The organism is Mesorhizobium sp. B2-8-9, assembly GCF_006439475.1.
Classification (GTDB): Bacteria; Pseudomonadota; Alphaproteobacteria; order Rhizobiales; family Rhizobiaceae; genus Mesorhizobium.
In genome coordinates, this window is the sequence record NZ_VFTQ01000017.1 from 41,826 (window position 1) to 67,937 (window position 26,112).

The following is a 26,112-nucleotide window of genomic DNA, read 5'->3' on the forward strand; positions in this document are numbered from 1 at the left end:
AGGTTTTAGGTCGATGCATGTCGTTGTCCCAAAACCGCTTCGCACTTTTGGGCGACAAGCATCAGTGCAGGCTGCTGGTGGTCGCGGCGTCGTCCTCCGCCGAGGCGGATTGCTGGGCGTCGCTTGCAAGCTTGACCTTCAGGTTCTCGGTCATGAACTGTGTGCCGGCCGCCACCACGACGTCGCCCTGTTTGAGGCCATCCGCCACGGCGACACCGTCGGCAGTGAAGTTGGCGACCTTGATCGGGCGCGGATGGACTGTTTCGGAGGCGCGGTCGACCGTCCAGACGATCTGCTGGCCATCCTTCTCGGTCATCGCGGTCAGCGGGATCGACACGAGCTGCGCCTTGCTGCCGACGGTTGCCTCGACATTGGCCGTCATGCCGAGCAGCACGCGCGGATGGTTGGGCAGCGAAACCCGGACAGCGAAGGTACGCGACTGCGGATCGGCGCTACCGGCGACCTCGCGGACCTTGCCGTCAAGCGTCAGCCCTTCGTCCGACCAGAAGCTTGCCTTGACTTCCTTGCCGGGCTTGAACCCTGCAATATCCATCTCCGGCACCGCGATCGAAACTTCCTTCTCGCCGTCCACCGCGACCGTCATGACCGGCGTGCCGGCGCCGACCACCTGGCCGACATCGGCAGAGATGGCGGTGACGATGCCGGCCTGGCTGGCCTTGAGATCGGTGTAATGGACCTGGTTCTGCGCCTGGGCCAGCGTCGAGCGGGCGGCATCGCGCGTCGCCACGGCCTGGTCGTAGGCCAGCCGCGCCTGATCGAGCTGCGACTTCGGCGCGAAGTTCTTGGCATAGAGCTGCTCGGCGCGCTTCCTGGCGAGATCGACGGTTTCGACCTGGCGTTCGGCGGCGTCCAGGCTGGCCTGCGCGCTCTTCACCGACAGCTCGTAGTCGGACGGGTCGACGCGGGCGAGCACATCGCCTTCATTCACATGCTGGCCGATATCGACCAGACGCTCGGTGACCTTGCCGGCGATGCGGAAGCCGAGGTTCATCTCGATGCGGGCGCGCACAGAACCGGAATAGTCGAGCTGGCGGGTGGTCCGCGCCTCGCCGATCTCGACCACCTTGACCGGCCGGACGACTTCCTGAACGACCTCGGCCTTTTCCCGGCTGCAGCCGGCAAGGGCAAGCGCGGCGACGACGATGCCGATGGCGGGGAGGCCGGCGGCCGGCAGCCTGCGGAGGATGGAACTGGACAAAGACACTTTAGCACTCCCGAACTGGAGATGATCTGTCGGCCGCACGCGGCGGGCGGCTTCTATTTCAAGGCTCTGATGGCGTAGTCGATAAGTTCGTCGGGCATTGCCCGGTTGGTCTTGGCAAGGCACTGCGCCACCATCTGCGGGTGGCACAGAATGACGGTGGCGGCGCCGAAGCAGCGCGCGGCGGTTTCAGGATCCTGCTGCCTGAACTCGCCTGCCTCGATGCCCTCGCGGATCACCTCGGCGAACAGGTCGTGGATACTGTTGACATGCTTGTCGATGACGGACCAGTCGCGCTCCAGCGCGACGATAACCATCTCATGCACCTTCTGCTCGTCGAGCATGGTCTCGAGCGTCATCTTGTACTGGGCATGGATGTAGCGGCGCAGCCGCTCCTCGGCGCTGACCGGGAGATGCATGATCTCGTAGGCCATCTTGTAGCTGGCGCCGAGCATGCGGCCGCAGACGGCCTGGTGGATTTCGACCTTGGAGGCAAAGAAGCGGTAGATGTTGGCGGGCGACATGCCGAGCTCGCGAGCGATGTCGGCAACATTGGTCTTACCGTAGCCATAATGGCGGAACAGCCGCTCGGCGCAGTCGAGAATGCGGGTCACATTCTCCTGTCTGGCGGGGTCTGCCACGATGTTGGCGGCTTCTGACATAGCGCTTTCGGTTTGATGAGTGACGAATTTCAATTTTCATCAGTCGTAAAACGAAAGCGGCGAGGAGTCAACGCGAAATCGACGTACGCGTATAATTTGGTGACAGATGGTGACAGTTGCTAGGTCTGCGGTGAGTACGTTGACGATTAGCCATTGGCGCCTGCGACGTCGTCATCCACGGGCGGAGCAAGGAGCGAAGCGACGCGCGCAGACCCGAGGATCCATTCCGTGACGCCGGTCGAAGAACGAAGCAGATCAAGATGTTACGCCGGTCAGCACTTTCCGTCCGCTGCGGCCATTCTCAACCGCCGGAGCGCGGCCGCAAAGTAGCGGCATGGATCCTAGGGTTTCCGCAACGTCGCTTCGCGACTGCTCCACCCTAGGATGACGACGTCGCGGGCCTGGCGCAAATTGTCGACGTCAAAGCCATGTTGGGAGGAGCGAACTACACCCCCTTCGCCATCTCCCGCAGCCTGAACTTCTGGATCTTCCCCGTCGAGGTCTTCGGGATTTCGGCAAACACCACCGCCTTCGGCACCTTGAAGCGCGCCAGCAGCCCTCGGCAGTGCTCGATGATCTCGGCCTCGGTCGCGGTCTTGCCGGGCTTCAGCTCGACATAGGCGACCGGGACCTCGCCCCATTTGTCGTCCGCGCGGGCAACCACACCGCACGAGGCAACCGACGGATGCCTGTAGAGAGCGTCCTCGACCTCGATGGACGAGATGTTCTCGCCACCCGAGATGATGATGTCCTTCGAGCGGTCCTTCAACTGGATATAGCCGTCCGGATGCATGACGCCGAGATCGCCGGAATGGAACCAGCCGCCGGCGAAGGCCTCGTCGGTGGCCTTGCGGTTCTTCAGATAGCCCTTCATGACGATGTTGCCGCGGAACATGACCTCGCCGATGGTCTCGCCGTCGGCCGGCGTCTCCATCATCGTCCCGGGATCCATCACCGTCAGACCTTCGAGCGCGGCATAGCGCACACCCTGGCGTGCCTTCTTCTGCGTCCTCGGTCCCTTCTCCAGCGCGTCCCACTCATAGTGCCACTCGTTGACGACCGCCGGGCCGTAGGTCTCGGTCAGGCCGTAGAGATGGGTGACGGCAAAGCCGGCATCGGCCATGCCGGACAGCACGGCCTCCGGCGGGGGCGCTGCGGCGGTGTTGAAGGTGACGGTCTGTGCGAACTGCCGCTTGTCCTCATCCTTCGCGTTGATCAGCACCGACATGACGATCGGGGCGCCGCACAGATGGGTGACGCCGTGGTCGGCGATGGCGTCGTATATCGGCTTTGCCCGCACCCAGCGCAGGCAGACATGGGTGCCGGCCTGCACGGCCAAAGTCCAGGGGAAGCACCAGCCGTTGCAATGGAACATCGGCAGCGTCCAGAGATAGACCGCGTGCTTGGCCATGCCGGCATGGATGGTGTTGGTGTAGGCCATCAGCGCCGCGCCGCGATGGTGATAGACGACGCCCTTCGGATTGCCCGTGGTGCCGGAGGTGTAGTTGAGCGAGATGGCGTCCCACTCGTCATCGGGCATCGACCAGACAAAGGTCTCGTCGCCGGCGGCGACGAACTCCTCGTAATCAGCTGAGCCGATCCGATCGCCCTTCGGATAGGGCGCGTCGGCGGCATAGTCCGGATCGTCATAGTCGATGACCAGTGGCTTCACCTTGGCCAAGGCCAGCGCGTCCTTGACGACGCCCGAGAACTCGCGGTCGACGATCAGCACCTTGCTGTCGGCATGGTCGAGCTGGAACGCGATGACGGCGGCGTCGAGGCGGGTGTTCAGCGAATGCAGCACCGCCTTCACCATCGGCACGCCGAAATGGGCTTCCAGCATCGGCGGCGTGTTGGACAACATCACCGTCACCGTATCGCCCTTGGCGATGCCGTGCTTCGCGAGCGCCGAGGCAAGCTTCAGCGACCGGCGCCAGAAATCGCGATAGGTGATGCGCTGGTTGCCATGAATGATGGCGATGTGGTCGGGATAGGTCTTGGCCGCGCGCTCAAGATAGGTGAGCGGCGTCAGCGGCTGGTGGTTGGCAGCGTTCCTGTCGAGATCCTGTTCGTAAGGATTGGCCATCCCGTTCTCCCCGATATTCTTTTCGAGCTTTCTAACCTTAGGCCGGCCGTCACGCTATCCCCCTTCCACGACTGAAAATGCTATGCTGCGCCGGCTTGGTGGAACGGCAATCCGGATTTGGCCGCGCCGCGAGACGATCGCAGCTCGCGCAGGCAAATTTGACTTTTGTCGAGAGCCGTGACTAATGTCAGCCGAGGAGGCGGCATGGCGATCAGACCGGCAGAACAGCTCATCCACAAGGCCGCCTGGCTTTACTATGCGCATGGCCTGCGTCAGGACGAAGTGGCGAGCCAGCTCAACATTTCTCGCGCCTCGGTCGCCATGTATCTGCGCAAGGCGCGCGAGACCGGCATCGTCAACATCTCGACCTCGACGCAGCTCTTCACCGACGACGTCATGGCGCGACGGCTGGAAGATGCGTTCGATCTCGACGCCGTCTGGATCGCGCCGGAAAATGGCTACCTCGCCGATCCATCGACCGATATCGCCGTGCTGGCGGCGAGCGTCTTTCTCGAGCTGGTGAAGAAAGGCGACCGCATCGGCGTCGCCTGGGGCCGCACGGTCTACACCATCGCCGACATCATGTCCTATGCCGACCTGCAGGACGTCACCGTGGTGCAGCTCTGCGGCAATCTCGGCGCGCCCTATTCCTACCGGCCCGACCAGTGCACGATGGAGATCGCGCGACGGCTGAATGCCAAGGGCCTCAACTTCTACGCGCCGCTGGTTCTGTCGACGGAAGGCCTGGCGCAAGGTTTGCGTGCCGAGCCGGTGATCCGCGACCAGCTGGCCGGCATCGCCGATTGCGATCTGGCGCTCTATTCCGTCGGCGCGGTCGACGCCGACAGCCATCTGGTGAAATGCGGCGCGCTGTCGGCGGCCGAGATGGAAACGTTGCGGCGCCAGGGTGCGGCCGGCGTCATCGCCGGACAGATCATCGACGCCGGCGGCGAGGTGCTCGACTGCAGCTATAATAGGCGCGTCATCTCCGCCGAGCTCGCCTCGCTGCGCGCCATCGAGAAGCGGCTGATGGTGGTGCAGGAAGACACCAAGTTCGAGCCACTGCTTGCGGCCATCGCCGGCGGGCTGTGCACGCATCTGGTGGTCGGCGCGCATATGGCCGAGCGCCTGCTTCAGCACGCCGGCGCGGCAACGAAAAAGGCCTTGTAGAAAACCACCCTTGCCGCTTCTGTCATCACGACGTCGCGGCCTTCTGTTCATGAGCAAGAAAAGACGGAATCGGACGGATCGACATGCAGAACCTTTGGAATGACGCCGACGCGGAAAAGATGGTTGCCGACTATGCCAGGAAGGGCGTCGGCCGCGACCTTGCGCTGCGCGTCTACACGACCCGCCTGCTCGGCGGCGAGCCGCGCCTGGTGCTGCATGGCGGCGGCAACACCTCCTGCAAGACCAAAGCCACCGATCTCGTCGGCGACGAATGGGACGTGCTCTGCGTCAAGGGGAGCGGCTGGGACATGGCGGTCATCGAGCCGCAAGGCCTGCCGGCGGTGAAAATGGGCGCGCTGCTCAAGGCGCGCTCCCTGGACAAGCTCTCCGACGAGGACATGGTGGCGCTGCAGCGCTCCAACCTCATCGATCCGTCCTCGCCCAACCCGTCGGTCGAAACGCTGCTTCATGCCTTCCTGCCGCACAAGTTCGTCGACCACACGCATTCGACAGCGATCCTTGCCGTCGTAGACCAGGAAGACAGCAAGGCATTGGTGAAAAAGGTGTTCGGCGACAAGATGGGTTACGTGCCCTACATCAAGCCGGGCTTCGACCTCGCCAAGGCTGCGGCGGAAATCTTCGACGCCGACCGAAAAGTCGAGGGCCTGATCCTCGACAAGCATGGCATCTTCACCTTCGGCGACGATGCCAAACAGGCCTATGACCGCATGATCCACTATGTGACCATGGCCGAGGACTATGTCGCCAAAAACGGCAAGCCGCAGCCGGCCAAGGCAGCATTGCCGGCAAAGCTTGCCAAGCCCAGCGACATCGCGCCGACGCTGCGCGGCGCAGTTGCCGTGGCGCGCGGCGAAGGCCGCTTCGACCGCATGATCAGCGACTTCCGCACCTCGGACGCGATCGTCGACTTCATCAATTCCGCCAAGATCGCCGAGCTGGCCGGGCGCGGCGTTTCGACGCCGGACCTGTCGATCCGCATCAAGACCGGACCGATGGCGGTACCGGCGCCCGACGTGGACAAGCTCGGCGACTACAAGGCCGTCGTCCGCAGCCATGTCGATGCCTTCGTCAAGGACTACACCGCCTATTTCGAGACCAATGACGCGCTGGACGACGTCAAGCGCACCATGCTCGACCCGATGCCGCGCCTGACGCTGGTGCCGGGTCTCGGCATGTTCGGCCATGGCCGCACGCTGAAGGAGGCCAAGATCGCGTCGGATGTCGGCGAGATGTGGATCGAGGCGGTGCGCGGCGCAGAAGCGATCGGCAATTTCCATCCGCTCTCCAAGGCCGACCTCTTCCCGCTCGAATACTGGTCGCTCGAGCAGGCCAAGCTCGCTTCGAACAAGCCGAAGCCGCTGACCGGCCAGGTCGTGCTGGTCACCGGCGGCGCCGGCGCCATCGGCGCCGCGACGGCAAAACTGTTCGCGGCCAATGGCGCGCATGCCGTGATCGTCGATCTCGACCCAGCCAAGGCAGCGGAAGCGGCGAAGGCGGCCGGCAACAACTCGATCGGCGTCGGCGCCGACATCACCAAGCCGGCCGAGATGCGCGCCGCCTTCGACAAGGCGGTCGCCATCTATGGCGGCGTCGACATCCTGGTCTCGAATGCGGGTGCAGCCTGGGAAGGCCGCATCGGCGAATTGGACGACGCGACGCTGCGCAAAAGCTTCGAGCTCAATTTCTTCGCCCACCAGTCGGCGGCGCAGAATGCGGTGCGCATCATGCTGGAACAGGGTACGGGCGGCGTGCTTTTGTTCAACACCTCCAAGCAGGCGATCAATCCCGGCCCGAAATTCGGCGCCTACGGCATCCCGAAAGCCGCGACATTGTTCCTGTCGCGGCAGTATGCGCTTGACTACGGCGCCTATGGCATCCGCTCCAATGCGGTGAACGCCGATCGCATCCGCTCGGGTCTCTTGACCGACGCGATGATCGCCAGCCGTTCCGGCGCGCGCGGCGTCTCGGAGAAGGAATACATGTCCGGCAATCTGCTGGGACAGGAAGTGACGGCCGACGACGTCGCGCAGGCCTTCCTGCACCAGGCGCTGGCCGAGCGCACCACGGCGAATGTGACAACGGTGGACGGCGGCAACATCGCGGCGGCACTCCGCTGAACATATAGGTATGCCTTGGAGCGGTACTTCGTTTCGTGAAAACGAAGAACCGCTCCATCGTCCCTGTTTTGACGCAGTTTGGGACCGAAGGCCTTCCGCGCTTCTGCTGAAGAACTGCTCGAACCCGTCAAAATCCACACCAATCCTTCGCGTATTGCTCAACCAGTTTAAGGGATGCCTCGTGTTTCGCATGCGGCTCCAACCTTGATCATTGGTGGAGCTCCAGATGGCGGCGAAAAGACTTCGTATTGGCGTGCTCTTCGGCGGGCGCTCCGCCGAGCATGAAGTATCGCTGCTTTCAGCAACCAACGTCATGGCTGCCTTAAACCCGGCGAAATACGATGCCGTTCCGATCTTCGTCACCCGCGAAGGGCAATGGCTGCTGAGCCGCTTTGAGGACGGCGCGCTGGCGACGCCGTCGGCCGGCACGCAGCTCTGCCTGGTGCCGGGCGGCCATGGACGGACGCTGGCGATCCCTGCCGGCGGTGTGCCCCACGACCTGCCTCCCATCGATATCCTGTTTCCGGTCCTGCACGGCCTGCATGGCGAGGACGGCGCGGTGCAAGGCCTGGCCGAGGTGGCACGCGTGCCGCTCGCCGGCTGCGGCATCTTGGGGTCCGCCACGGCCCTCGACAAGGACATCGCCAAGCGGCTGCTGAGAGCGGCCGGACTGCCTGTAGCGCGCTCGGTGACGATCGGTGAAGGTGCCGCGCCTTCGCTCGCCGAACTGGAAGACCAACTCGGCCTGCCGCTGTTCATCAAGCCGGCGCGGCAGGGCTCGTCGGTCGGCGTCGCGAAGGTCAATGCCAGCCAAGAATTCGATCGGGCGCTCGAGGAAGCATTCCAGCACGACCGCAAGCTGCTGGCAGAAGAATTCGTTCGTGGCCGCGAGATCGAATTCAGCGTGCTGGAGAGCCCCGCGGGCGAACTCTTCGTTTCGCGGCCGGGCGAGATCGTGCCTGCGGAGAGCCACGGTTTCTACAACTACAACGCCAAATATATCGACGAGAATGGCGCGGCACTGATCGTGCCAGCCGAGCTGCCGCAGAAGGTCGAGGATGCCATGCGCGACGCGGCTGCAAGGGCGTTCAGGGCGCTCGGCTGCGACGGCATGGCCCGCGTCGACTTCTTCCTGATGCCGGACATGAATTTCCTGATCAACGAGCTCAACACCATTCCCGGCTTCACCAACATCAGCATGTATGCCAAGGCTATGGCGGCGAGCGGCGTCAGCTATCCGGAGGTCATCGACCGTCTGGTGGCGCATGGGCTGGCGCGCGCCGGCCGGTGAAAAAGACCTGAGGATACGAAATCCCGGCAGCGGCCAGTTGGCCATGTCGCCACATCACTCCGGCAGGCCGGCCTTGCGGAAGCCGTCGACGAAATGCTCAAGCATCGCGTCGTCGCGGAACGGCTCCGTCTCGACCCAGCGCTGCGTGGAGAAATGCGGATTGCCGACGAGGAACAGTGCGACCTCGGTGCGCGCCTCGTCGAGACGGCCGAGCTGCGCCAGGCTTGCCGCCAGAAAGCGGCGCGAGCTTGTGCGGTAGGTCTCGTCGCGGCGCAGCGTTTCGACGGCGGCTTCGTAGTCACAGGCCGCATACTGTGCCTGGCCGAGCGTCAGATAGTACCAGCTCGGCGGAAAGGGGTTGAGCCGGAAGGCCTTGCGGATGTGCTCCAGGCCCTCGCTTATCCGCCCGCCCAGCACGTCGATATCGGACAATGTCGCCCAGATATCCGCCTCGTTCGGGTCGAGCTCGATCGCCTTGGCGAATTCCGCCTCGGACCGTTCGAAATCGCGTTCATAGGCAAGAAGGTTCGCCAGAACCCAGCGGCAACCGGCATCGTTGGGATCGATCGCCACAGCCTTGCGCGCCAGTTCCAGGGCCGTGCTGCGGGCAGGCTCGAACGGCTCGCCCCAATGCACCCAGCCCATCCAATGGTTCATGGCCAGCCAGCGATAGGCCTCCGCGTAGTCCGGGTCGAGCGAAACCGCGCGCGTCAGCATCAGATGCGCTTCGCGCGCCATCTGCGGCGACTCGTCGAACAGTTTTCGCGCCCGCACGACGAGATCATAGGCTTCGAGGTTCTTCGGCCGGTTGCGCTCCGGCAATGCGCGCAGCCGCCCGAGCAGCGCCTCGACGATCTTGGCCGTCGCCTCGTCCTGGACGGCGAAAATGTCCTCAAGGCTGCGATCGAAACGCTCCGCCCAGAGATGCTCGCCGCTCAGCGCATCGATCAGCTGGGCATTGATGCGCACCCGCCCCACGGCGCGTCTGGCGCTGCCTTCCACCAGGTATCGCACGCCGAGCTCCCGGCGATGGCGCGCACATCCATGGCCTTGCCCTTGTAGGCAAAGACCGAGTTGCGCGCGATGACAAAGAGGCCCGGTATCCGGGAGAGATCGGTGATCAGGTCTTCGGTCAGGCCGTCGGCGAAAGAGTCCTGCTCGGGATCGCTGCTCAGATTGACGAAGGGCAGCACGGCAATCGACGGCTTGTCGGGCAGCGGCAAGGGTTTGCGTGGGGCATCGGGCCGTTCGACGGTGCCGGTGAAGCGGTAGCCGACGCGCGGCACGGTGGCGATCCATTCACCGCCACCGGTCGCCGGACCAAGCAGCTTCCTGAGCTGCGCGATCTGGACGGTGAGATTGCCTTCCTCGACTGCCATGCCAGGCCAGGCCGCATCCATCAGCTCGGCCTTGGCCAGGATTTCGCCCGGACGCGCGACGAGCGCCTCCAGCAGCTTCAGCCCGCGATGGCTGGCGGCGACGGGAACATCGCCCCGGAGCAGCGTTCCCGCGCCTGGATCAAGCACGAACGGTCCGAAAGCAAAGCGCGATCCCTGCATGGGGCGATCTATAGAGCAATTCCAGGAAAAGTGTGAAGCGGTTTTCACTCCGGAATTGCGTAAAAACAAAGGGATAGAGCGGTTCGCCGTTTCCGTGAAACGGTGAAACGCTCTAACCGATTTGGAAGTTTTGAGAACTATTTGGGACGGCTTAATTACGCCGCCGGCCGCCTGCGGCACAGTGCAATCTCAATCAGGTCGAGGGTTTTCAAAACCCCTTATTCGATGGAGGTTGCCATGAACGATAGCTTCACGCCCTCTACGTGTCTGGCGGCGGCACCGGCAATGCACTCAAGGCGCGGGCGCTTCAGCCTGGCGGCCTTGCGCAGCCTTATCGCCGAGCGGCGCAAGCAGGCCTATTTCCGCTTCGAGCTCAAGCGCATGGCGACGGACAATCCGCATCTGATTGACGACATCGGGCTGACGAGAAAAGAGGTCGAGGCGGAGATCGCCAAGCTGCCCTTCTGGCAGCGATAGACCGCCTTGGGCCGGCTGAAGGGCAGAGAGCGGCCCGTTGGACCGCTCTCTTCATTTGCGACCGTCCGAACCTTACTTAGCGTTCGGGTTCGGCATCCAGGCCGGCATCGCGACATCGGCATGGGCGAACTGCGGCAGCTTGGCCGACAGGTCTTCCATGTTCTTGATGTCCTTGTCGATCAGCTCCTTCTGGGTGATCAGCGTCGGCGGCACGATGACGTTGTGGCCGGGATCTTCGCCTGCGAGCAGCTGCGCCAGCGCGCGCACCGAGACCTGGCCGACGACGGCCGGGTTGGTGGCGGCGGTTGCTGCCCAGGCGCTGTCCGGCTCGCGCATGGCGGCGATGTCCGAGGTCGAGATGTCGGCCGAATAGATCTTGATGCCCTTGTTCAGGCCCGCCTCGTCGACGGCGATCTTCACGCCCTTGGCGAACTCGTCATAGGGCGCGAACATCACCTTGATGTCGGGATGCGCCTGCAGCACCGAGCGCGCCTGGTTGGCGACGGAGTTGGCGATCGGGTTGTCGAGCGTGCCGAACATGGCGACCTCGTTGATGCCCGAGTACTTCTTCTTTACGTCGACCCAGGTCTCGTTGCGGCGGTCGAGCGGAGCGATGCCGGCGACATAGACATAGCCGGCCTTCCAGCTCTCGCCATTGTCCTTGACCGCCTGCTCGAGCGCGAGCTTCGCCAGGTCGCGGTCGGACTGCTCGACCTGCGGGATCTTCGGGTTCTCGACATTGACGTCGAAGGCGACGACCTTGATGCCGGCGTCGACGGCGCGCTGGGCGGCGTCCTTCATCGATTCTGTCAGGCCGTGCTGGATGATGATGCCCTGCACGCCGAGCGCGATGGCCTGGTCGACCATGTCGGCCTGGAGTGCTGCGTCCTGGCGGCTGTCCAGCACGCGCAGGTCGACGCCGAGCGCCTTGGCCTGCGCCTCGACGCCGGAGAGATAGGCCTGGAAGAAGTCGCCTGTCGACAGATAGCGCACCAGCGCGATCTTGACGCCGGGCTTGTCGAACGGCGCCGGACGGTCCGCGGCAAGCGCCGTTCCCTGCATCAGCAGCGCCGCACCGGCGAGGCCGAGTGCCGCCTTCCCCAAAAGTCTTCTTGTGATGCTCACTTCGTTTTCCTCCATTTGTTATGCCCCGGTCGAAACTATCTCTTGCCCCTGCCGGAAAGGGCGAAGGTGAAGACAAGGGCGACGACAAGCACCGCGCCCTTGACGAAATCCTGCGTATAGTAAGGCGCGTTCATCATCGTCAGGCCTTGCAGCAGGACGCCGACGAACACCGCCCCGACGGCGGTGCCGAAGGCGTTTGGCTTGGCGGCGCCGAGCACCGCGTAGCCGATTAGCGCCGCCGCGACTGCGTCGAGCAAGAGATTATTACCCGAGGCGATGTCGCCGCGTCCAAGCCGGGCGGCGAGCAAAATCCCGCCGATCGAGGCAAAAACTCCCGAAATCACATAAGCCCAGATCTTGTATGCCTTGACAGGCGCGCCGGCGAGCTCAGCCGCCCTCTCATTGCTGCCGACGGCATACATCATGCGGCCGAAGCGCGTGTATTCGAGGAAGAACCAGATAAGCAGCGCGAGCACGACGAGCACGACGACCGAAACCGGGATCAGATTCGGGATGAAGAAGTCGATGCGGTGGCGACCGAGCGCCAAGAAGGCTTCGGAGAACTTGCCGTTGGCGACCGAGCCGTCGGGCATGGTCATGCCGGTGGCGATCGAGCGGCCTTCCGTCGGAATGCGCTGCAGGCCGAGCAGCAGGAACATCATGCCGAGCGTGGCCAGAAGATCGGGCACGCGCATATAGACGATCAGCCAGCCATTGATCAGTCCGACGATGACGCCGATGACAAGACAGGCGATGACCGCGACAATCGCGTTCTGCTCAAGCACGACCATGGCGTAGGAGGCAGCCATCATGGCGCTGGTGGCGACCGAGCCGATCGACAGGTCGAAGCCGCCGACGACGAGCGTCGCGGTGACGCCGAGCGCCAGCACGCCAGTGATGGCCACCGACTGGAAGATGAACACAGCGCTTTGCGGCGAGGCGAAGCCGTCGGCGGCGACCGCGAAATAGGCGATCAGCCCGATCAGCAGGACGATGAAGCCGTAGCGGATGGCGTAGTCGCGCAATGTCATCGAACGCTCCCGCGCCGTTGCCTTACCCGCCAAACTGGAACTCATGCCTGCACTCCCGAGTCTCGTCATCCTGCGATCTCACGCCGCGCTGTGAAGCGGTCCACCGGCCACTTCCGCCAGCAGCCGGTCGAGATCGATGTCATCGTTGCGGTGCTCGCCGACGATCGTGTGTTCCGACATCACCAGGATGCGGTCGGCGGTCTCCAGCGCCTCGTCGAGCTCGGTAACGAAGATCAGCGTCGCGCGGCCGTCGGCGCTTGCCCTCAGCTTGGCGGCGATGTCGCGACGCGCCGAAATGTCGACACCCTGGAAAGGCTCGTCGAGGATGAACAGGCGCGAGGCCTGCGACACCCAGCGCGCCACCATCACCTTCTGCTGGTTGCCGCCGGAGAGCGCCGACAGCTCGTCCTTCTCCGAGCGGCAGACGATACCGAGCTCGTCGATCTGGCGGCGGGCGGCGATGCGCTCGGCGCGCTTCTTCATGACGCCGAGGCCCGACATGCGCTTGAGGAATGGCAGGCTGATGTTGCGTTCGATGTTGAAGCCGCCGACAATGCCGCTCGCGGCGCGGTCCTTGGCGACCAGGAAGACGCCGGCGGCGATTGCCTCGCGCGCCGAGCCCGGCGCGTAGGGCTTGCCGTCCATGTGCATGGTGCCGGCAAGCGGCCTGCGCACGCCGAACAGCGTTTCCGCCAGCGCCGTCTTGCCGACGCCGACAAGGCCGGTGATCGCCACCACCTCGCCGGCGCCGAGCGTCATCGAGATCGGCCGCGATCCTTGCGCCAGCCGCAACCCTTCGGCGGAGAAGACGGCTCGGGCCGAGCTTCTGGCAACCACCCTGTCTAGATGGATCTTGCGGCCGAGCATGGCGTTGACCGCGCCCTCATAGTCGAGCGGCTTCCGGTCGAAAATGCCGGAGACCACGCCGTCGCGCATCGACACGATGCGGTCGGCCAGTCGCCTGATGTCGGACATCCGGTGCGAGATATAGAGGATGGCGACGCCCTGGCCGCGCAGCCGATCAATGAGCGAAAACAACCGATCGGCCTCGGCGCTCGATAGCGAAGAGGTCGGCTCGTCGAGGATCAGGACCTTAGGCCGATGCGCCATGGCGCGGGCGATGGCCACCATCTGCCGATCCGCCAACGACAAGTCGCTGACGCGCGCCTTGAGGTCGATGGCAAGTCCCATGCGGTCGGCGACGGCTCTCGCCTCGGCGCGGACATCGGCAGGCTTGAAAAGCAACGACGCGCCTTTGCCGCTTAGCCGGTCGAGCGTCAGATTGGTGGCGACGTCGAGGTCGGCGACGACGCCGTCATTGATGTTTTGGTGCACGGTGACGACACCGGCGCGAATGGCTTCGGCGGGTGTCTGCGGGTCGAAGGCCTTGCCGGCAAGCCGCATCGAGCCTGCGCCGTGTTCGTAGACGCCGCTGACGATCTTGACCAGGGTGGATTTGCCGGCGCCGTTGGCGCCCATGAGCACGGTCACCTCGCCCGCAAAGAGGTCGAGCGAGATGCCGCCAAGCACCTCGTTCTGGCCGAAGGATTTCCTTAGGCCCTCCACATGGAACACGGTATCTGCGCCCATCCATTCCTCCCGGATCGTGACGCTATGGGCTCATTCGGCAATTGTCAACACGATTGACATTTGCCAGAGCGCTTCCTAGCTTGGCCCCGCCGCTGTGGCTCCGCTATCGTCGGAAACCACGCGCAGGAGGGAGAGCATGACCTGGAACTTCGAAGCATTGTCGGCGGAAACGCTGCCGAAGCGCCTTGGCGAGACCGCGGCGCTCACGGAGCGCATCGGCAAGGACACTAGCCGCTGGAAAGTACGCGAGGTCGGCGACGGCAATCTCAATCTCGTTTTCATCGTCGAAGGCGACAAGGGTGCCGCGGTGGTCAAGCAGGCGCTGCCCTATGTGCGGCTGGTCGGCGACAGCTGGCCGCTGCCCTTAAAACGCTCCTTCTTCGAATATCATGCGCTGACCCGGCAGGAGGGCCGTGCGCCCGGCTCGGTGCCGGCGATCTACCATTTCGACGAGAGCCAGGCGCTGATCGTCATGGAGTATCTGGCGCCGCCGCACATCATCCTCAGGCGGGCGCTGATCGACGGCCGCGAGCTGCCGAACATCGCACGCGACATCGGCCTGTTCATGGCGCGCACACTGTTCCGCGGCTCCGACCTGTCGATGGTGACGAAAGAGCGCAAGGCCGATCTTGCGCTGTTCGCCGACAATGTCGAGCTGTGCGACATCACCGAGAACCTGGTGTTCTCCGACCCCTATTTCGATGCCAAGATGAACCGGCATACCTCGCCGCAGCTCGACGGCCTGGTCGCCGAGCTGCGCGCCGACCGCGACCTCAAGGTCGAGGCGCAGCGGCTGAAGCATCTGTTCGCCGCCAATGCCGAGACGCTGCTGCATGGCGACCTGCATTCCGGCTCGATCATGGTGACCGACAGCGAGACCCGGATGATCGATCCGGAATTCGCCTTCTACGGCCCGATCGCCTTCGATGTCGGCATGCTGCTTGCCAATTTCTGGATGGCCTTGTTCTCGCAGCGCGGCCACGAGGAGAAAGGCGGCCGCGACTCCATGCGCGCCTATCTGCTCGGCGTCACGGCTGAGACCTGGGCGACCTTCCGCGCCGAGTTCTCGCATCTGTGGCGGACCGAGCGCACCGGTATCCTCTACCAGAGGAGCCTGTTCGAGGATCAGGGCGATCTGCTCGGCTCCGAGCAGGCGCTCGACCATATGCTGCACTCCATCTGGACTGACCTGCTCGGCTTTGCCGGCATCGAGGTGCACCGGCGCATCCTGGGTCTCGCCCACAATGCCGATTTCGAGACCATTGCCGATCAAGACCTGCGCGCCAGATGTGAAGCCAAGGCTTTGCGCTTCGGCCGCCATATCGCCGTCAACCGGCGCCAGATCCACAGCATCGACGAGGTCAACAAGCTGGCCGCGCTGATCGAACAGGAGAAGAGCCTTTGAACGTCGGCAAACGCCACTATCGCACCATCTGGCTCAGCGACGACAAGCGCTCGGTCGAGATCATCGACCAGCGCTGGCTGCCGCATGAATTCCGCATCGAGAAGATCGGAAGCGTCACCGGCATCGCCACCGCGATCCGCGACATGTGGGTGCGCGGCGCGCCGCTGATCGGCGTCACCGCGGCCTATGGCGTCGCCATCCAGATGATGGATGACCCATCGGACGAAGCACTCGATGCGGTGTGGGAGACGCTGCATAGGACACGGCCGACGGCGATCAATCTGCGCTGGGCGTTGGACGAGATGCGCCGGCACCTCAAGCCGCTCGCGCCTGCAGAGCGTGCCGAAGCGGCCTACAGACGGGCCGCCGAGATCGCCGATGAGGATGTCGGGCTGAACCGCGCCATCGGCGAAAACGGGCTTGCGATCATCAGGCAGATCGCGGCACGCAAGCAGCCGGGCGAGAGCGTCAACATCCTCACCCATTGCAATGCCGGCTGGCTGGCGACGGTCGATTACGGCACCGCCACCGCGCCGATCTACCTGGCGACCGAGGCCGGCATTCCGGTGCATGTCTATGTCGACGAGACGAGGCCGCGCAACCAGGGCGCCCAGCTCACCGCCTGGGAAATGGCGGGACACGGCGTACCGCACACGCTGATCGTCGACAATGCCGGAGGCCACCTGATGCAGCGCGGCGACATCGACATGGTGATCGTCGGCACCGACCGCACCACGGCCGATGGCGATGTCTGCAACAAGATCGGCACCTATCTCAAGGCACTCGCGGCCGCCGACAATGATGTGCCCTTCTATGTCGCGCTGCCCTCGCCCACCATCGACTGGACCGTGGCCGACGGGCTGAAGGAAATCCCGATCGAGGAGCGCTCGGGCGACGAGGTTTCGCTGGTGTGGGGGAAAACGGCGGACGGAAACGTCGCGCAGGTGCGCGTCTCGCCGGATGCGACGCCGGCGGCCAATCCGGCATTCGACGTGACGCCGGCGCGGCTGGTCACCGGGCTCATTACAGAGCGCGGCGTGGCGAAGGCCTCGCGCGAGGGGCTGAAGGCGATGTTTCCGGAACGGGGGTGACTAGCTGATCTCCCCAGCACGTCGTCATTCTCTGGCTTGACCCGAGAATCCATGCCGTGACCTCCGTCATCGAGCGCAACGGTGCAGAATTCTGTAACCGTTGCAATGCCTTAGCGCCACGGCATGGATCCTAGGGTCTGCGCGCGTCGCTTCGCTCCTTGCTCCGCCCTAGGATGACGACCGCGATGTCATCGCCAGTTGACACTATTGCCCTGCTCTCCCATAAAACCCGCGTTAATGTTCTCAGGGCGGGGTGAAAGTCCCCACCGGCGGTAAGGTGATTTCGATCGCTCAAGCCCGCGAGCGCCTTCCGCGTAAACGGGAGGGTCAGCAGATCCGGTGCGATTCCGGAGCCGACGGTTAAAGTCCGGATGGAAGAGAACGATCGCAGGAGACGGTCCGCTCGCGCGGGCCGCGTTTTTGCGTCGTGCGTCCTGATTCTGGTTCGAAACGGAAGGAAGGACCCATGAATCAGCATTTCCCCAAATACCATACTGTCCGTCATGTCGCCGTCATCCGGGCGCGCTGGCATGCCGATATCGTCGACCAATGCGTGACGGCGTTCGAGACGGAGCTTGCCGCCCTCGGCGGCTTTGCCGTCGAGCTCTTCGACGTGCCGGGCGCCTACGAGATTCCGCTGCACGCCAAGACGCTTGCCGAGACCGGCCGTTACGCCGCGATCCTCGGGACCGCCTTCGTCGTTAATGGCGGCATCTACCGGCACGACTTCGTGGCGAGCGCCGTCCTCGACGGCATGATGAACGTGCAGCTCGTGACCGGCGTGCCGGTGCTGTCGGCGGTGCTGACGCCGCACAACTATCATGACAGCGCCGAGCATCACCGCTTCTTCCACGAGCATTTCACCGTGAAGGGCAAGGAAGCGGCGAAGGCCTGCGTCGAGATCCTCGCCGCGCGCTCACGCATCGCCGCATGAAAGCAAAAACCTAAAGCGTGGGGCCTGAATCCGTTTCAGCGCGACGCGCTTTAGGCCCAGCCGCGGCCGGATTTCAGCCCTGCAACAAGAATTGCGGCCGAAAAGGCTCCGAAAGGTTGCGGTAGCTCCGAAATCCGGCCAGAAGCAACGGGGCCGCCCGACGCCCGGGCGGCCTTTTCAAACACGGGCTCGAACCAGATACGGGAGACTATTCGTTGGCTCGCATCACACTGAGACAATTGCTCGACCATGCCGCCGAACATGGCTATGGCGTGCCTGCCTTCAATATGAACAATATGGAACAGGGCCTCGCCATCATGGAGGCGGCGGAGGAGACCAAGTCGCCGGTCATCCTGCAGGCCAGCCGCGGCGCGCGCGCCTATGCCAATGACGTGGTGCTGGCCAAGCTGATCGACGCGCTGGTCGAGATCCATCCCGACATCCCGGTCTGCATGCATCTCGACCACGGCAACAACGAAGCGACCTGCGTCACCGCGATCCAGTACGGCTTCACCTCGGTGATGATGGACGGCTCGCTGAAGGAGGACGGCAAGTCGCCGGCCGACTACGCCTATAATTCCGGCATCACGCGGCGCGTCGTCGACATGGCGCATTGGGGCGGCGTCTCGGTAGAAGGCGAGATCGGCGTGCTGGGCTCTCTGGAGAGCGGCGGCGGCGAGCAGGAAGATGGCCACGGCGTCGAGGGCGCGATCAGCCACGACCAGTTGCTGACCGATCCGGTGCAGGCCGAGCAGTTCGTGCGCGACACGCATGTCGACGCGCTGGCCGTCGCCATGGGCACCAGTCACGGCGCCTATAAATTCTCGCGCAAGCCGGACGGCGCGGTGCTGGCGATGAACGTGATCGAGGAAATCCACCGCCGCCTGCCCAACATGCATCTGGTCATGCACGGCTCGTCGTCGGTGCCGGAGGAACTGCAGGAGATCATCAACAAATATGGCGGCCAGATGAAGCCGACCTGGGGCGTGCCGGTGGAGGAGATCCAGCGCGGCATCAAGCATGGCGTGCGCAAGATCAACATCGACACCGACAACCGCATGGCGCTGACCGGCGCGATCCGCAAGGTGCTGACCGAGAACCCCAGCGAGTTCGATCCGCGCAAATATCTGACGCCGGCCATGGCGGCGATGAAGAAGCTCTGCAAGGAGCGCTTCGAGCAGTTCGGCACCGCCGGCAACGCGCCGAAGATCAAGCCGATCCCGCTGGCCGACATGGCCAAGCGCTACAAGTCGGGCAGCCTCGACCCGAAATTCGGCTGAGCCAACTTTCCCGCGGCCGGTTTTCGGCCGGTCGCGGTAGCCGGCCCTACTCCGCCTCAGCATCCGCGTGGCGGAACTTCATGCCGGCCAAAACGGTTCCTGCTCTGGTGCCTCCCTTGCCCGCTCACAGGGAAGGAGGCAGCCATGAGCAAGGACCGCGACAGCGAAGGTCCGATTTTTTCGGGGCAGGACGCGCGACAGGGCGAAATCATCCTGCGCACGCGCGCCCGTCGCATCATCTTCATCGCCGGACTGGTCGGCATCGTCGTGCTGGCGCTGGTGCTGAGCATTGCCGTCCGGTGACGGCGTTTCGCGCATGATAGCCTGGCGGCCAGGGAACCATCCGCGGCCAAGCCTAGTTGAGCATTCCAGACGCAACGGAGGGCGCGCTTAGGCTGCCCCGACGGACCATGCTCACGCCGCTTTGCTGCGACATGCCGCTTCATCCGACCTGGCCGGACCTCGTCGCGCGGCTGCTGGTCACGGTGCTTGCAGGCTTCCTCATTGGCCTGAACCGCGAGGCCCGCGGTCATTCCGCCGGGTTGCGGACGACCATCCTGGTCGGCCTTGCGGCCTGCGTCGCAATGGTCCAGGCCAACATGCTGCTCGACGTCTCGGGCAAAGGACCGGACTCCTTCGTACGCATGGATGTGATGCGTCTTGCGCTCGGCGTGCTCACCGGTGTCGGCTTCATCGGCGGCGGCGCTATCTTGCGGCGCGGCGATCTGGTCACCGGCGTCACCACCGCCGCCACGATGTGGATCATGACCATGATCGGCCTTGCCTTCGGCGGCGGCCAGTACGGCCTCGGCGCGATCGCAACCGTGCTGACGCTGGTGACACTGCAGGCGCTGAAATGGGTCGACCTCAAGATCCGGCGCGATCACAAGGCAATCCTTTCGGTCTCCTGGCCGAAAAACGCGCCGCCCGACCTCCAGGAAATGGTACGGCCGCTTGGCTACAGTGCCCGCTTCGTCGGCATGGAGCACGACGCAGACCGTGAGCGCTTTGTTTATTCCTTCAATATTCTGTGGAAGCAGCCGGACGCTATTCCACCTTCGACCGACGTGCTGACGCTTGTCGGCGAGCATTGCGCGGTCGAGCGCTTCGAGGTGATTAGCGAGAAGCCGTTCTAGTGTCGTAACGGAGGATGCTTGAAATCGTCCCGGACATGAAACTTTCCCGTCCGCAGATGGTTCTGGGCAAGATGGTACTTGTCCATGATCGGTAGGCATTGATGGCCGAACTTTCTCTGACGCGCGGCCGGATGGTCGATGTCCAGATCGCCCAGCGTGGAATTCATGACCGCCGGGTTCTGGAGGCCATGCGGGAGGTTCCACGCGAGGTCTTTGTCGACCCCGATTTCGAGGAATTCGCCTATGAGGACACCCCTCTGCCGATCGGCAAGGGTCAGACGATCTCGCAACCCTTCATGGTCGCCTACATGATCGAAGCCGCCGAGATCGATCCTGGCGACCGCGTTCTCGAGGTCGGCACAGGTTCGGGCTACGCGGCGGCAGTGATGAGTCGTGTTGCAGCCCGCGTCTACACGATAGAGCGCCATGCGATGCTCGCCGAAATCGCCCGGCAGCGGTTCGAACGCCTCGGTTACGACAATATCGAGGTTCGCGCCGGCGACGGCACCAAGGGATGGAGCGACGCCGCTCCGTTCGATGCCATATTGGTGGCCGCAGCCGGTCCCGGCGCGCCGCTGGCGCTTCAGGAACAGCTCGATGTCGGTGGCCGTCTGGTGATCCCCGTCGGCAAGGAGGTCGACGACCAGCGGCTGCTGAAGGTCACCCGAACCGGCGCAACGACCTACGAGGAGGAAGACCTCGGTGGCGTGCAGTTCGTTCCTCTCATCGGCGAACAAGGTTGGGCGGAATGGCCTCGATATGGAGCCGATCGACCGGCTGTGGTCACGCCGCAGCCGCGCGAAAGAAGCCTGCCGGAGATGATCGCGGCCGCCGCCGAGCCGCTGCCGGATTTCGAAGACCCGGCCTTCGGCGATCTGTTCGACCGCTTCGCGGACCGGCGTGTTGTCCTTCTCGGCGAGGCCAGTCACGGCACCTCCGAATTCTACAAGGCGCGCGGCGCGATCACGCGTCGGCTCATCGAAAAGCATGGCTTCAGCATCGTCGCGGTTGAAGCGGACTGGCCGGATGCTGCGGCCATTGACCGCCATGTACGCCATCGGCCGCCGCGCGCGGCCGCAGAGCCGCCGTTCCAGCGCTTTCCCACATGGATGTGGCGCAACACCGATGTCGACGCATTCGTCGGCTGGATGCGGGATCACAATGGAGGCCTCGACGATGTAAACTGCCGAGCCGGCTTTTACGGTCTCGACATCTACAATATGAGCGCGTCGATTGCGGCCGTCCTGCGCTATCTCGACCAGGTCGATCCGGAAGCCGCCGCCGCTGCGCGGCAACGCTATGGCTGCCTGACCCCGTGGCAGAAAGAGCCTTCCACATACGGGCGCGCCGTGCTCACCGCCGGCTATCGCAAATGCGAACAAGCCGTGCTGGAGCAATGTCAGGAGCTGCTTGCAAGACAGCTCGACTACGCTCGACAGGACGGCGCCGACTTTCTCGATGCCACGCAGAACGCAAGGCTGATCGCAGCCGCTGAACGCTACTATCGCATCATGTATTACGGCGGGGCGGAATCCTGGAACCTCCGCGACACGCACATGTTCGAGACGCTAGAGCATCTACTCGATGCGCGCGGCTCGGAGTCAAAGGCCGTCGTCTGGGCCCACAACTCGCATATCGGCGATGCCCGCTTCACCGAGATGGGAACGATCAGGCAGGAGTTGAACATCGGCCAGCTCTGCCGCGAGCGTTTCGGCGACCAAGTGGCGCTGATCGGTTTCGGCACCCATTCCGGAACCGTGGCCGCGGCTTCCGATTGGGACGATCCGATGCAGGTCATGCGGGTGCGCCCTTCGCAAGCGGACAGCTACGAACGGCTCTGCCACGACAGCGGGGTGTCGCGGTTCCTGCTCGATATGGACCGCGACGCCGCACTGAGACATCGCCTGCTGGAGCGGCGGCTGGAGCGCTTCATCGGCGTGATCTACAGGCCGGAAACCGAACTGCGCAGCCACTATGCCGATGCCTCGCTGCCGAGGCAGTTCGACGCCTTCGTCTGGTTCGACAAGACGAAAGCGGTGACGCCGCTTGGGCCGGAGCATGCCAGGACCGGTGTACCCGAAACCTATCCGTTCGGACTTTGACGACGTCGGAGTCTCGGAACGGGGCGGCGGCCAAATGGGCTCGGAACATTCGCTTCGGCCAATCAGTTCCTCATCCAGCAAATCTTGGAAGGAGGCTGCCATGAGCACCAAGCATCTCAAATCGCGCAAACCGAGCGACGCCGATCTGGAAAACAATCCAGGCATCGGAACGTCAAAGGGCAGCATCAAGGAAGGCGATGATCTCGAGCTCGGCGAGAACACGACCGAAGGCGACGTCGAGAACGACACAACGGCCAGCGGCGGCATCAATCCGCGGCAAAAAATGCGCACGAACAAATAGAGTCTAAAGCCAGGCGCGTGCCTCACGCATCCGTTTTTGGCTCTTCCGCGTCGGCGCGAACGAGCTTGATGTCGGCCCCTGCCGCCCAGGCGCCGATGTCCTCGCGGCGCAGCGCCGCCGCCATCATGTCGGGGAAGTGATCCGGCGTGCAGGCAAAGACCGGAATGCCCAGCGCCGCGACCGAGCCGGCCATGGAAGGGTCGTAGCCGGGGCGGCCCTGGTCGGTAAGCGCGAGCAGCACGACCACGTTGACGCCCGACCGCACCAGCGTCGCCAGCCTTCGCAGAAGCTCCTTGCCGTTGCCGCCCTCGTAGAGATCGGTGATCAAGATGAAATGCGCCTTGGTCGGCCGCTCGATGCGCTCGGCGCAATAGGCGACGGCCTGGTTGATATCGGTGCCGCCGCCGAGCTGGACGCCGAACAGCACCTCGACCGGATCGCTGAGCTCTTCCGTCAGATCGACGATGGCGGTGTCGAAACATACGAGCTTGGTGCGCACGACTGGCAGTGACGCCATCACGGCGGCAAAAATCGAGGCGTAGATGACCGAGCTTGCCATCGAGCCGGACTGGTCGACGCAGAGCGTTACCTCGTCGAGATCGACCAGCCGCCGCTGGCGGCGCATGAAGCCGACCAGCTTTTCCGGCACGACGGTCTTGTGGTCCGGCTGGTAGTGGCGAAGGTTCGCCGTAATAGTGCGCGGCCAGTCGATGTCGCGCTGGCGCGGGCGGTTGGTGCGCCGCGACTTATCGAGCGCGCCACGGATCGCCTCCGCGGTCTTCTGCTCCAGACGCTGCATCAGCTTCGCGACAATATCGGTAATGATCGAGCGCGCGATGTCCTTGGTCTTGTCCGGCATTGCCGAGCGCAGCGAGATCAGGTCGGCGACGAGATTGACGTCGGCCTCGATCGCCTTGAGGAATTCCGGCTCCATCAGCATCTGCTTCAGGTTCAACCGCTCGAAGGCATCCTTCTGCACGACTTGCACGACCTGCTCGGGGAAGAAGGAGCGGATGTCGCCCATCCATTGAGCGACGCGCGGCGCCGAGCGGCCAAGCCCGCCACGCCGCTTACGCGGATCGCCGGCGGTGTCGCCGCTGCCGTCGCCATAGAGCGCGTCGAGCGCCGCAGACAGCCGCCGATCCTCGGCCGAGAGCGCCGACGATGTCTCCTCGTCGGCGCCGATCGCCAGCCGCCAGCGACGCTCCCGATTGTCCAGCGTCTGATCGAGCTCCGGCCCAGTCGCTTCGTCAGCCATGGCGGGGCTCCCCTGCGAGCAGCTTTCCAAGAAGGGCAAAATGCCTGCGCCAAGCCTCGCCGCCGTCCGGCGCCGGCGTCAGCCCGGTGGGCAGGCTCGCCCTCTTGCCAAGCACGGCCTCGATCAGGCGCCGGCGCTCCATGCTGTCGAGGTTGGAAAAGACGCGGCGCAGCAGCGGCAGATGCGCCACGAAAGCTTCCTCTTCGAGCGAGGCCAACCAGGCATCGACGGCGCCGCGCAACCCCTCGTCATAGATCAGCCTCTGGCCGGCGCCGCTGAAAAAGCCTTCGAAGAATGCCGCGGCATCGGCAACGGGCGTTCCCGGCGACAGACGTTTTGCGAGCAGATTGGCGGTTGCTTCGGCGGAGAGCCGGCCGTGCTCGTAGAGCAGATGCGCGGCGCCACCGGCGACGAGCGCCGTTGAGCGCGATGAATCGAGCACGGCAGCCAGACCGTTGCGCCAGGCCTCCAGGACATGCTCGTCCGGCTCGACCAGCCTGATCGCCTCGTCGGCCTTGCGCAACGCGGCCATCAACTCCGCGGCGGCCTGCGCGTCGAGGTCGCGCGCCGCATAAGGCAGCGCGATCGATCCTTCGATGATCAGCCGTTCCAAGAGGCCGGCGAGGCGTTCGGTCTCGGTTTTGCGCGCCTCGCCGTAGCGGATGATGTCGGCCAGCGGCGGCACCGAGGCCAGCAGCTCCAGGCACTCGCTGCTGTGCGCCGCCTTTTCCTCCAGCGCCGCGAGCCCGGCGGCGGACGCCTCGCTCAGCCCCGCCGTGATCGCGTTTTGCACGAGTGTGGCGAGCGTATCCAGTGTCGCGGCCGCGCCGATCATCTGGATCAGACGGCCATTGGCGGCCTTCTCGATGGTCGGTCCATAGACCAGGTTCTCGACCAGGCGAACCGCATATTCCGGTTGCCAGGCCAACATCCAGCGCTCGCGGAACGTGCCGCGACTGCGGCCGACATCCGTCAGCCTGCCCCAGTTGACGCCAAGCACATTCAGCCGGTGCAGCAATGTCGAGCGGAAGAGCCCGCTCTCGCTGCGCAGGTCTACGGAAAGTTCCCGCTCAAGGGCCTCGGGCTTCAGCCGGGCCGCCTTCTGGTTGCGCTGCAGATCATCGATCAGTGGGGCAAGCGGCGTGTCGGGTGGAATCTCGCCGACATCCGCGCCGAGCAGCAGCTCGGCCTCGACCATCTTCCACAGCAAAGCCTCGCCGTTGAAGAGCGCTGAGACCGAGGCGTCGCGCAATTCCTCGAAGCCGGGCTTCGGCCTGTCGCGGATGGCGGCGAGCGCGCGAGCCAAGCGTTCTGCCTCGATCAGAGAGGCCGTGGAAACCATATGGCCCTTACCCCTGAGCACCGCGGCGATCCGCGCCAGCCAAAGGACCGAGGCATCATCGCGCCCGCGCGTCGCCCACAGATGCTTGCACCAGCCGGGAGCGACGACGCCGGCGCCATAGCCATAGCCCAGCGCCAGGCGCGGTCCGGTCCATGGCGCGAAGGTCATCGTGGTCTTGCGTCGGCCGATGCCCTTGAGCAGCGCCTGATCGCTCTTTTGCGTGTGCGCCGCTTGCAGGGCGGGTACATGCCAGGCGCCGCAGACGACGGCCAACGGTCCATCGAATTCCTTTCGCGCGGCGGCGATCCCGAGACGCATATGCGCCTCGCGCGTCGCCTCGAAGCTGCCGATCGCACCCTCGCCGTCGCGCAGCGTCGTCATCGCGTCGGCAATGGCCGCGAAGATCGGGCCGGGTGCAGGATTCTGCTCGATGATATCCGACCACCAGCTCTCGCCGTCCTCGTAGCCGGCGGCGCGCGCAAGGGTGCCGATCGGATCTCGGATGCGTTCGGCCTCCTCGCCCTGCTCTTCCGTCGCCTCCGCTTCGGCCCCATCGGCGTCCGTCGCACCTTCAGCCGCCTTCTCGGCCAGCCGCGCCGCCGACGGCAGGTCGATGAAGCGAAGCGCCGCTTTGTTGGCTACAGCCCACAGCGCCGCCTGGTACTCGGGCGAGAATTCGGCGAAAGGCCAGAACCGGGTTGCCGCGGGATCATCCTCGGGATAGCAGAGCAGCGCCACCGGCGGCTTCATGTCGGGGCTGGCGAGCAGCGGCAGCAGCGGCGTGGCATCCACCGGCCCCTCGATCAGCACGGCGACGGGCCGCAATTCCTGCAACGCCTTGACCAGGCTCTCGGCGGAGCCCGGCCCGTGATGGCGAATGCCGAAATAGCTGATGCCGCCCTCAGTCATCGC

The 26,112-nt window shown here is 64.4% G+C and carries 20 protein-coding genes, 1 pseudogene and 1 riboswitch; of the genes and pseudogenes, 12 read left to right on the forward strand and 9 right to left on the reverse strand.

Annotation, left to right across the window (positions count from 1 at the left end; translation table 11 throughout):
- Positions 1-61: 61 nt before the first annotated feature.
- The 3 genes from FJ423_RS20140 to FJ423_RS20150 all read right to left on the reverse strand — a co-directional run bounded on the left by FJ423_RS20140 (position 62) and on the right by FJ423_RS20150 (position 3,970).
- Positions 62-1,225, reverse strand: coding sequence for an efflux RND transporter periplasmic adaptor subunit (locus FJ423_RS20140; RefSeq protein WP_140844243.1), 1,164 nt, complete (start codon positions 1,223-1,225; stop codon positions 62-64).
- Positions 1,226-1,278: 53 nt separating this feature from the next.
- Entirely contained in the window at positions 1,279-1,884 is a 606-nt protein-coding gene (locus FJ423_RS20145) for a TetR family transcriptional regulator (protein ID WP_140844245.1), read from the reverse strand.
- A 445-nt stretch (positions 1,885-2,329) separates the two neighbouring features.
- A complete protein-coding gene (locus FJ423_RS20150; protein WP_140844247.1) occupies positions 2,330-3,970 on the reverse strand; it encodes an acyl-CoA synthetase in 1,641 nt (546 codons plus the stop codon).
- 204 nt (positions 3,971-4,174) lie between these two features.
- Here FJ423_RS20150 and FJ423_RS20155 point away from each other — a divergent pair, with 204 nt between their 5' ends.
- From FJ423_RS20155 to FJ423_RS20165, 3 genes are all read left to right on the forward strand, one after another.
- Positions 4,175-5,140: a sugar-binding transcriptional regulator gene (locus FJ423_RS20155; RefSeq protein ID WP_140844249.1), complete on the forward strand. Its 966-nt coding sequence runs from the start codon at positions 4,175-4,177 to the stop codon at positions 5,138-5,140.
- Between the two features lie 83 nt (positions 5,141-5,223).
- A complete protein-coding gene (locus FJ423_RS20160) occupies positions 5,224-7,278 on the forward strand; it encodes a bifunctional aldolase/short-chain dehydrogenase (protein ID WP_140844251.1) in 2,055 nt (684 codons plus the stop codon).
- A 226-nt stretch (positions 7,279-7,504) separates the two neighbouring features.
- Positions 7,505-8,569, forward strand: coding sequence for a D-alanine--D-alanine ligase family protein (locus FJ423_RS20165; RefSeq protein ID WP_140844253.1), 1,065 nt, complete (start codon positions 7,505-7,507; stop codon positions 8,567-8,569).
- Positions 8,570-8,623: 54 nt separating this feature from the next.
- Here FJ423_RS20165 and FJ423_RS20170 read toward each other — a convergent pair.
- Positions 8,624-10,128: pseudogene (locus tag FJ423_RS20170) on the reverse strand (winged helix-turn-helix domain-containing tetratricopeptide repeat protein).
- 285 nt (positions 10,129-10,413) lie between these two features.
- On the opposite strand from FJ423_RS20170, the gene FJ423_RS20175 reads away from it, so the two are divergent.
- On the forward strand, positions 10,414-10,605 hold the full coding sequence (locus FJ423_RS20175) for a hypothetical protein (protein WP_095768790.1): 192 nt from the start codon (positions 10,414-10,416) through the stop codon (positions 10,603-10,605).
- Between the two features lie 72 nt (positions 10,606-10,677).
- Here FJ423_RS20175 and FJ423_RS20180 read toward each other — a convergent pair whose 3' ends face one another.
- From FJ423_RS20180 to FJ423_RS20190, 3 genes are all read right to left on the reverse strand, one after another.
- The gene (locus FJ423_RS20180) at positions 10,678-11,730 is read right to left on the reverse strand and encodes a substrate-binding domain-containing protein (protein WP_140844255.1); all 1,053 of its coding nucleotides are present in this window, start codon (positions 11,728-11,730) and stop codon (positions 10,678-10,680) included.
- Between the two features lie 35 nt (positions 11,731-11,765).
- The gene (locus FJ423_RS20185; RefSeq protein WP_140844578.1) at positions 11,766-12,761 is read right to left on the reverse strand and encodes an ABC transporter permease; all 996 of its coding nucleotides are present in this window, start codon (positions 12,759-12,761) and stop codon (positions 11,766-11,768) included.
- A 78-nt stretch (positions 12,762-12,839) separates the two neighbouring features.
- Positions 12,840-14,351 (reverse strand): sugar ABC transporter ATP-binding protein, encoded by a 1,512-nt coding sequence (locus tag FJ423_RS20190; protein ID WP_140844257.1) that lies wholly within the window; start codon positions 14,349-14,351, stop codon positions 12,840-12,842.
- Between the two features lie 136 nt (positions 14,352-14,487).
- On the opposite strand from FJ423_RS20190, the gene mtnK reads away from it, so the two are divergent.
- The 8 genes from mtnK (at position 14,488) to FJ423_RS20230 (ending at position 22,600) form a co-directional block, all read left to right on the forward strand.
- Complete coding sequence (gene mtnK / locus FJ423_RS20195) at positions 14,488-15,756, forward strand: S-methyl-5-thioribose kinase (RefSeq protein WP_140844259.1); 1,269 nt, start codon at positions 14,488-14,490, stop codon at positions 15,754-15,756.
- Positions 15,753-16,847: an S-methyl-5-thioribose-1-phosphate isomerase gene (gene mtnA / locus FJ423_RS20200; protein WP_140844261.1), complete on the forward strand. Its 1,095-nt coding sequence runs from the start codon at positions 15,753-15,755 to the stop codon at positions 16,845-16,847. Before mtnK ends, mtnA begins: the two co-directional genes overlap by 4 nt.
- A gap of 235 nt (positions 16,848-17,082) precedes the next feature.
- Positions 17,083-17,234: riboswitch (FMN riboswitch) on the forward strand.
- 79 nt (positions 17,235-17,313) lie between these two features.
- Positions 17,314-17,781: a 6,7-dimethyl-8-ribityllumazine synthase gene (locus FJ423_RS20205; protein WP_140844263.1), complete on the forward strand. Its 468-nt coding sequence runs from the start codon at positions 17,314-17,316 to the stop codon at positions 17,779-17,781.
- Between the two features lie 215 nt (positions 17,782-17,996).
- Complete coding sequence (gene fba, locus FJ423_RS20210; protein ID WP_041005077.1) at positions 17,997-19,061, forward strand: class II fructose-bisphosphate aldolase; 1,065 nt, start codon at positions 17,997-17,999, stop codon at positions 19,059-19,061.
- Positions 19,062-19,205: 144 nt separating this feature from the next.
- Complete coding sequence (locus tag FJ423_RS20215; protein WP_140844265.1) at positions 19,206-19,364, forward strand: peptide ABC transporter permease; 159 nt, start codon at positions 19,206-19,208, stop codon at positions 19,362-19,364.
- Between the two features lie 107 nt (positions 19,365-19,471).
- Entirely contained in the window at positions 19,472-20,197 is a 726-nt protein-coding gene (locus tag FJ423_RS20220) for an MgtC/SapB family protein (protein WP_140844266.1), read from the forward strand.
- Between the two features lie 101 nt (positions 20,198-20,298).
- Positions 20,299-22,299: a protein-L-isoaspartate(D-aspartate) O-methyltransferase gene (locus tag FJ423_RS20225; RefSeq protein WP_140844269.1), complete on the forward strand. Its 2,001-nt coding sequence runs from the start codon at positions 20,299-20,301 to the stop codon at positions 22,297-22,299.
- Positions 22,300-22,399: 100 nt separating this feature from the next.
- Positions 22,400-22,600, forward strand: a complete 201-nt coding sequence (locus FJ423_RS20230) for a hypothetical protein (protein WP_095768799.1) — start codon at positions 22,400-22,402, stop codon at positions 22,598-22,600.
- A gap of 22 nt (positions 22,601-22,622) precedes the next feature.
- Here the strand turns inward: FJ423_RS20230 and FJ423_RS20235 are convergent, their stop codons facing one another.
- Together FJ423_RS20235 and FJ423_RS20240 are read right to left on the reverse strand one after the other, a co-directional pair.
- Positions 22,623-23,858, reverse strand: coding sequence for a VWA domain-containing protein (locus FJ423_RS20235; RefSeq protein WP_140844271.1), 1,236 nt, complete (start codon positions 23,856-23,858; stop codon positions 22,623-22,625).
- Positions 23,851-26,109 (reverse strand): DUF5682 family protein, encoded by a 2,259-nt coding sequence (locus FJ423_RS20240; protein ID WP_140844273.1) that lies wholly within the window; start codon positions 26,107-26,109, stop codon positions 23,851-23,853. The genes FJ423_RS20235 and FJ423_RS20240 overlap by 8 nt, the downstream gene beginning before the upstream one ends.
- Positions 26,110-26,112: the final 3 nt, after the last annotated feature.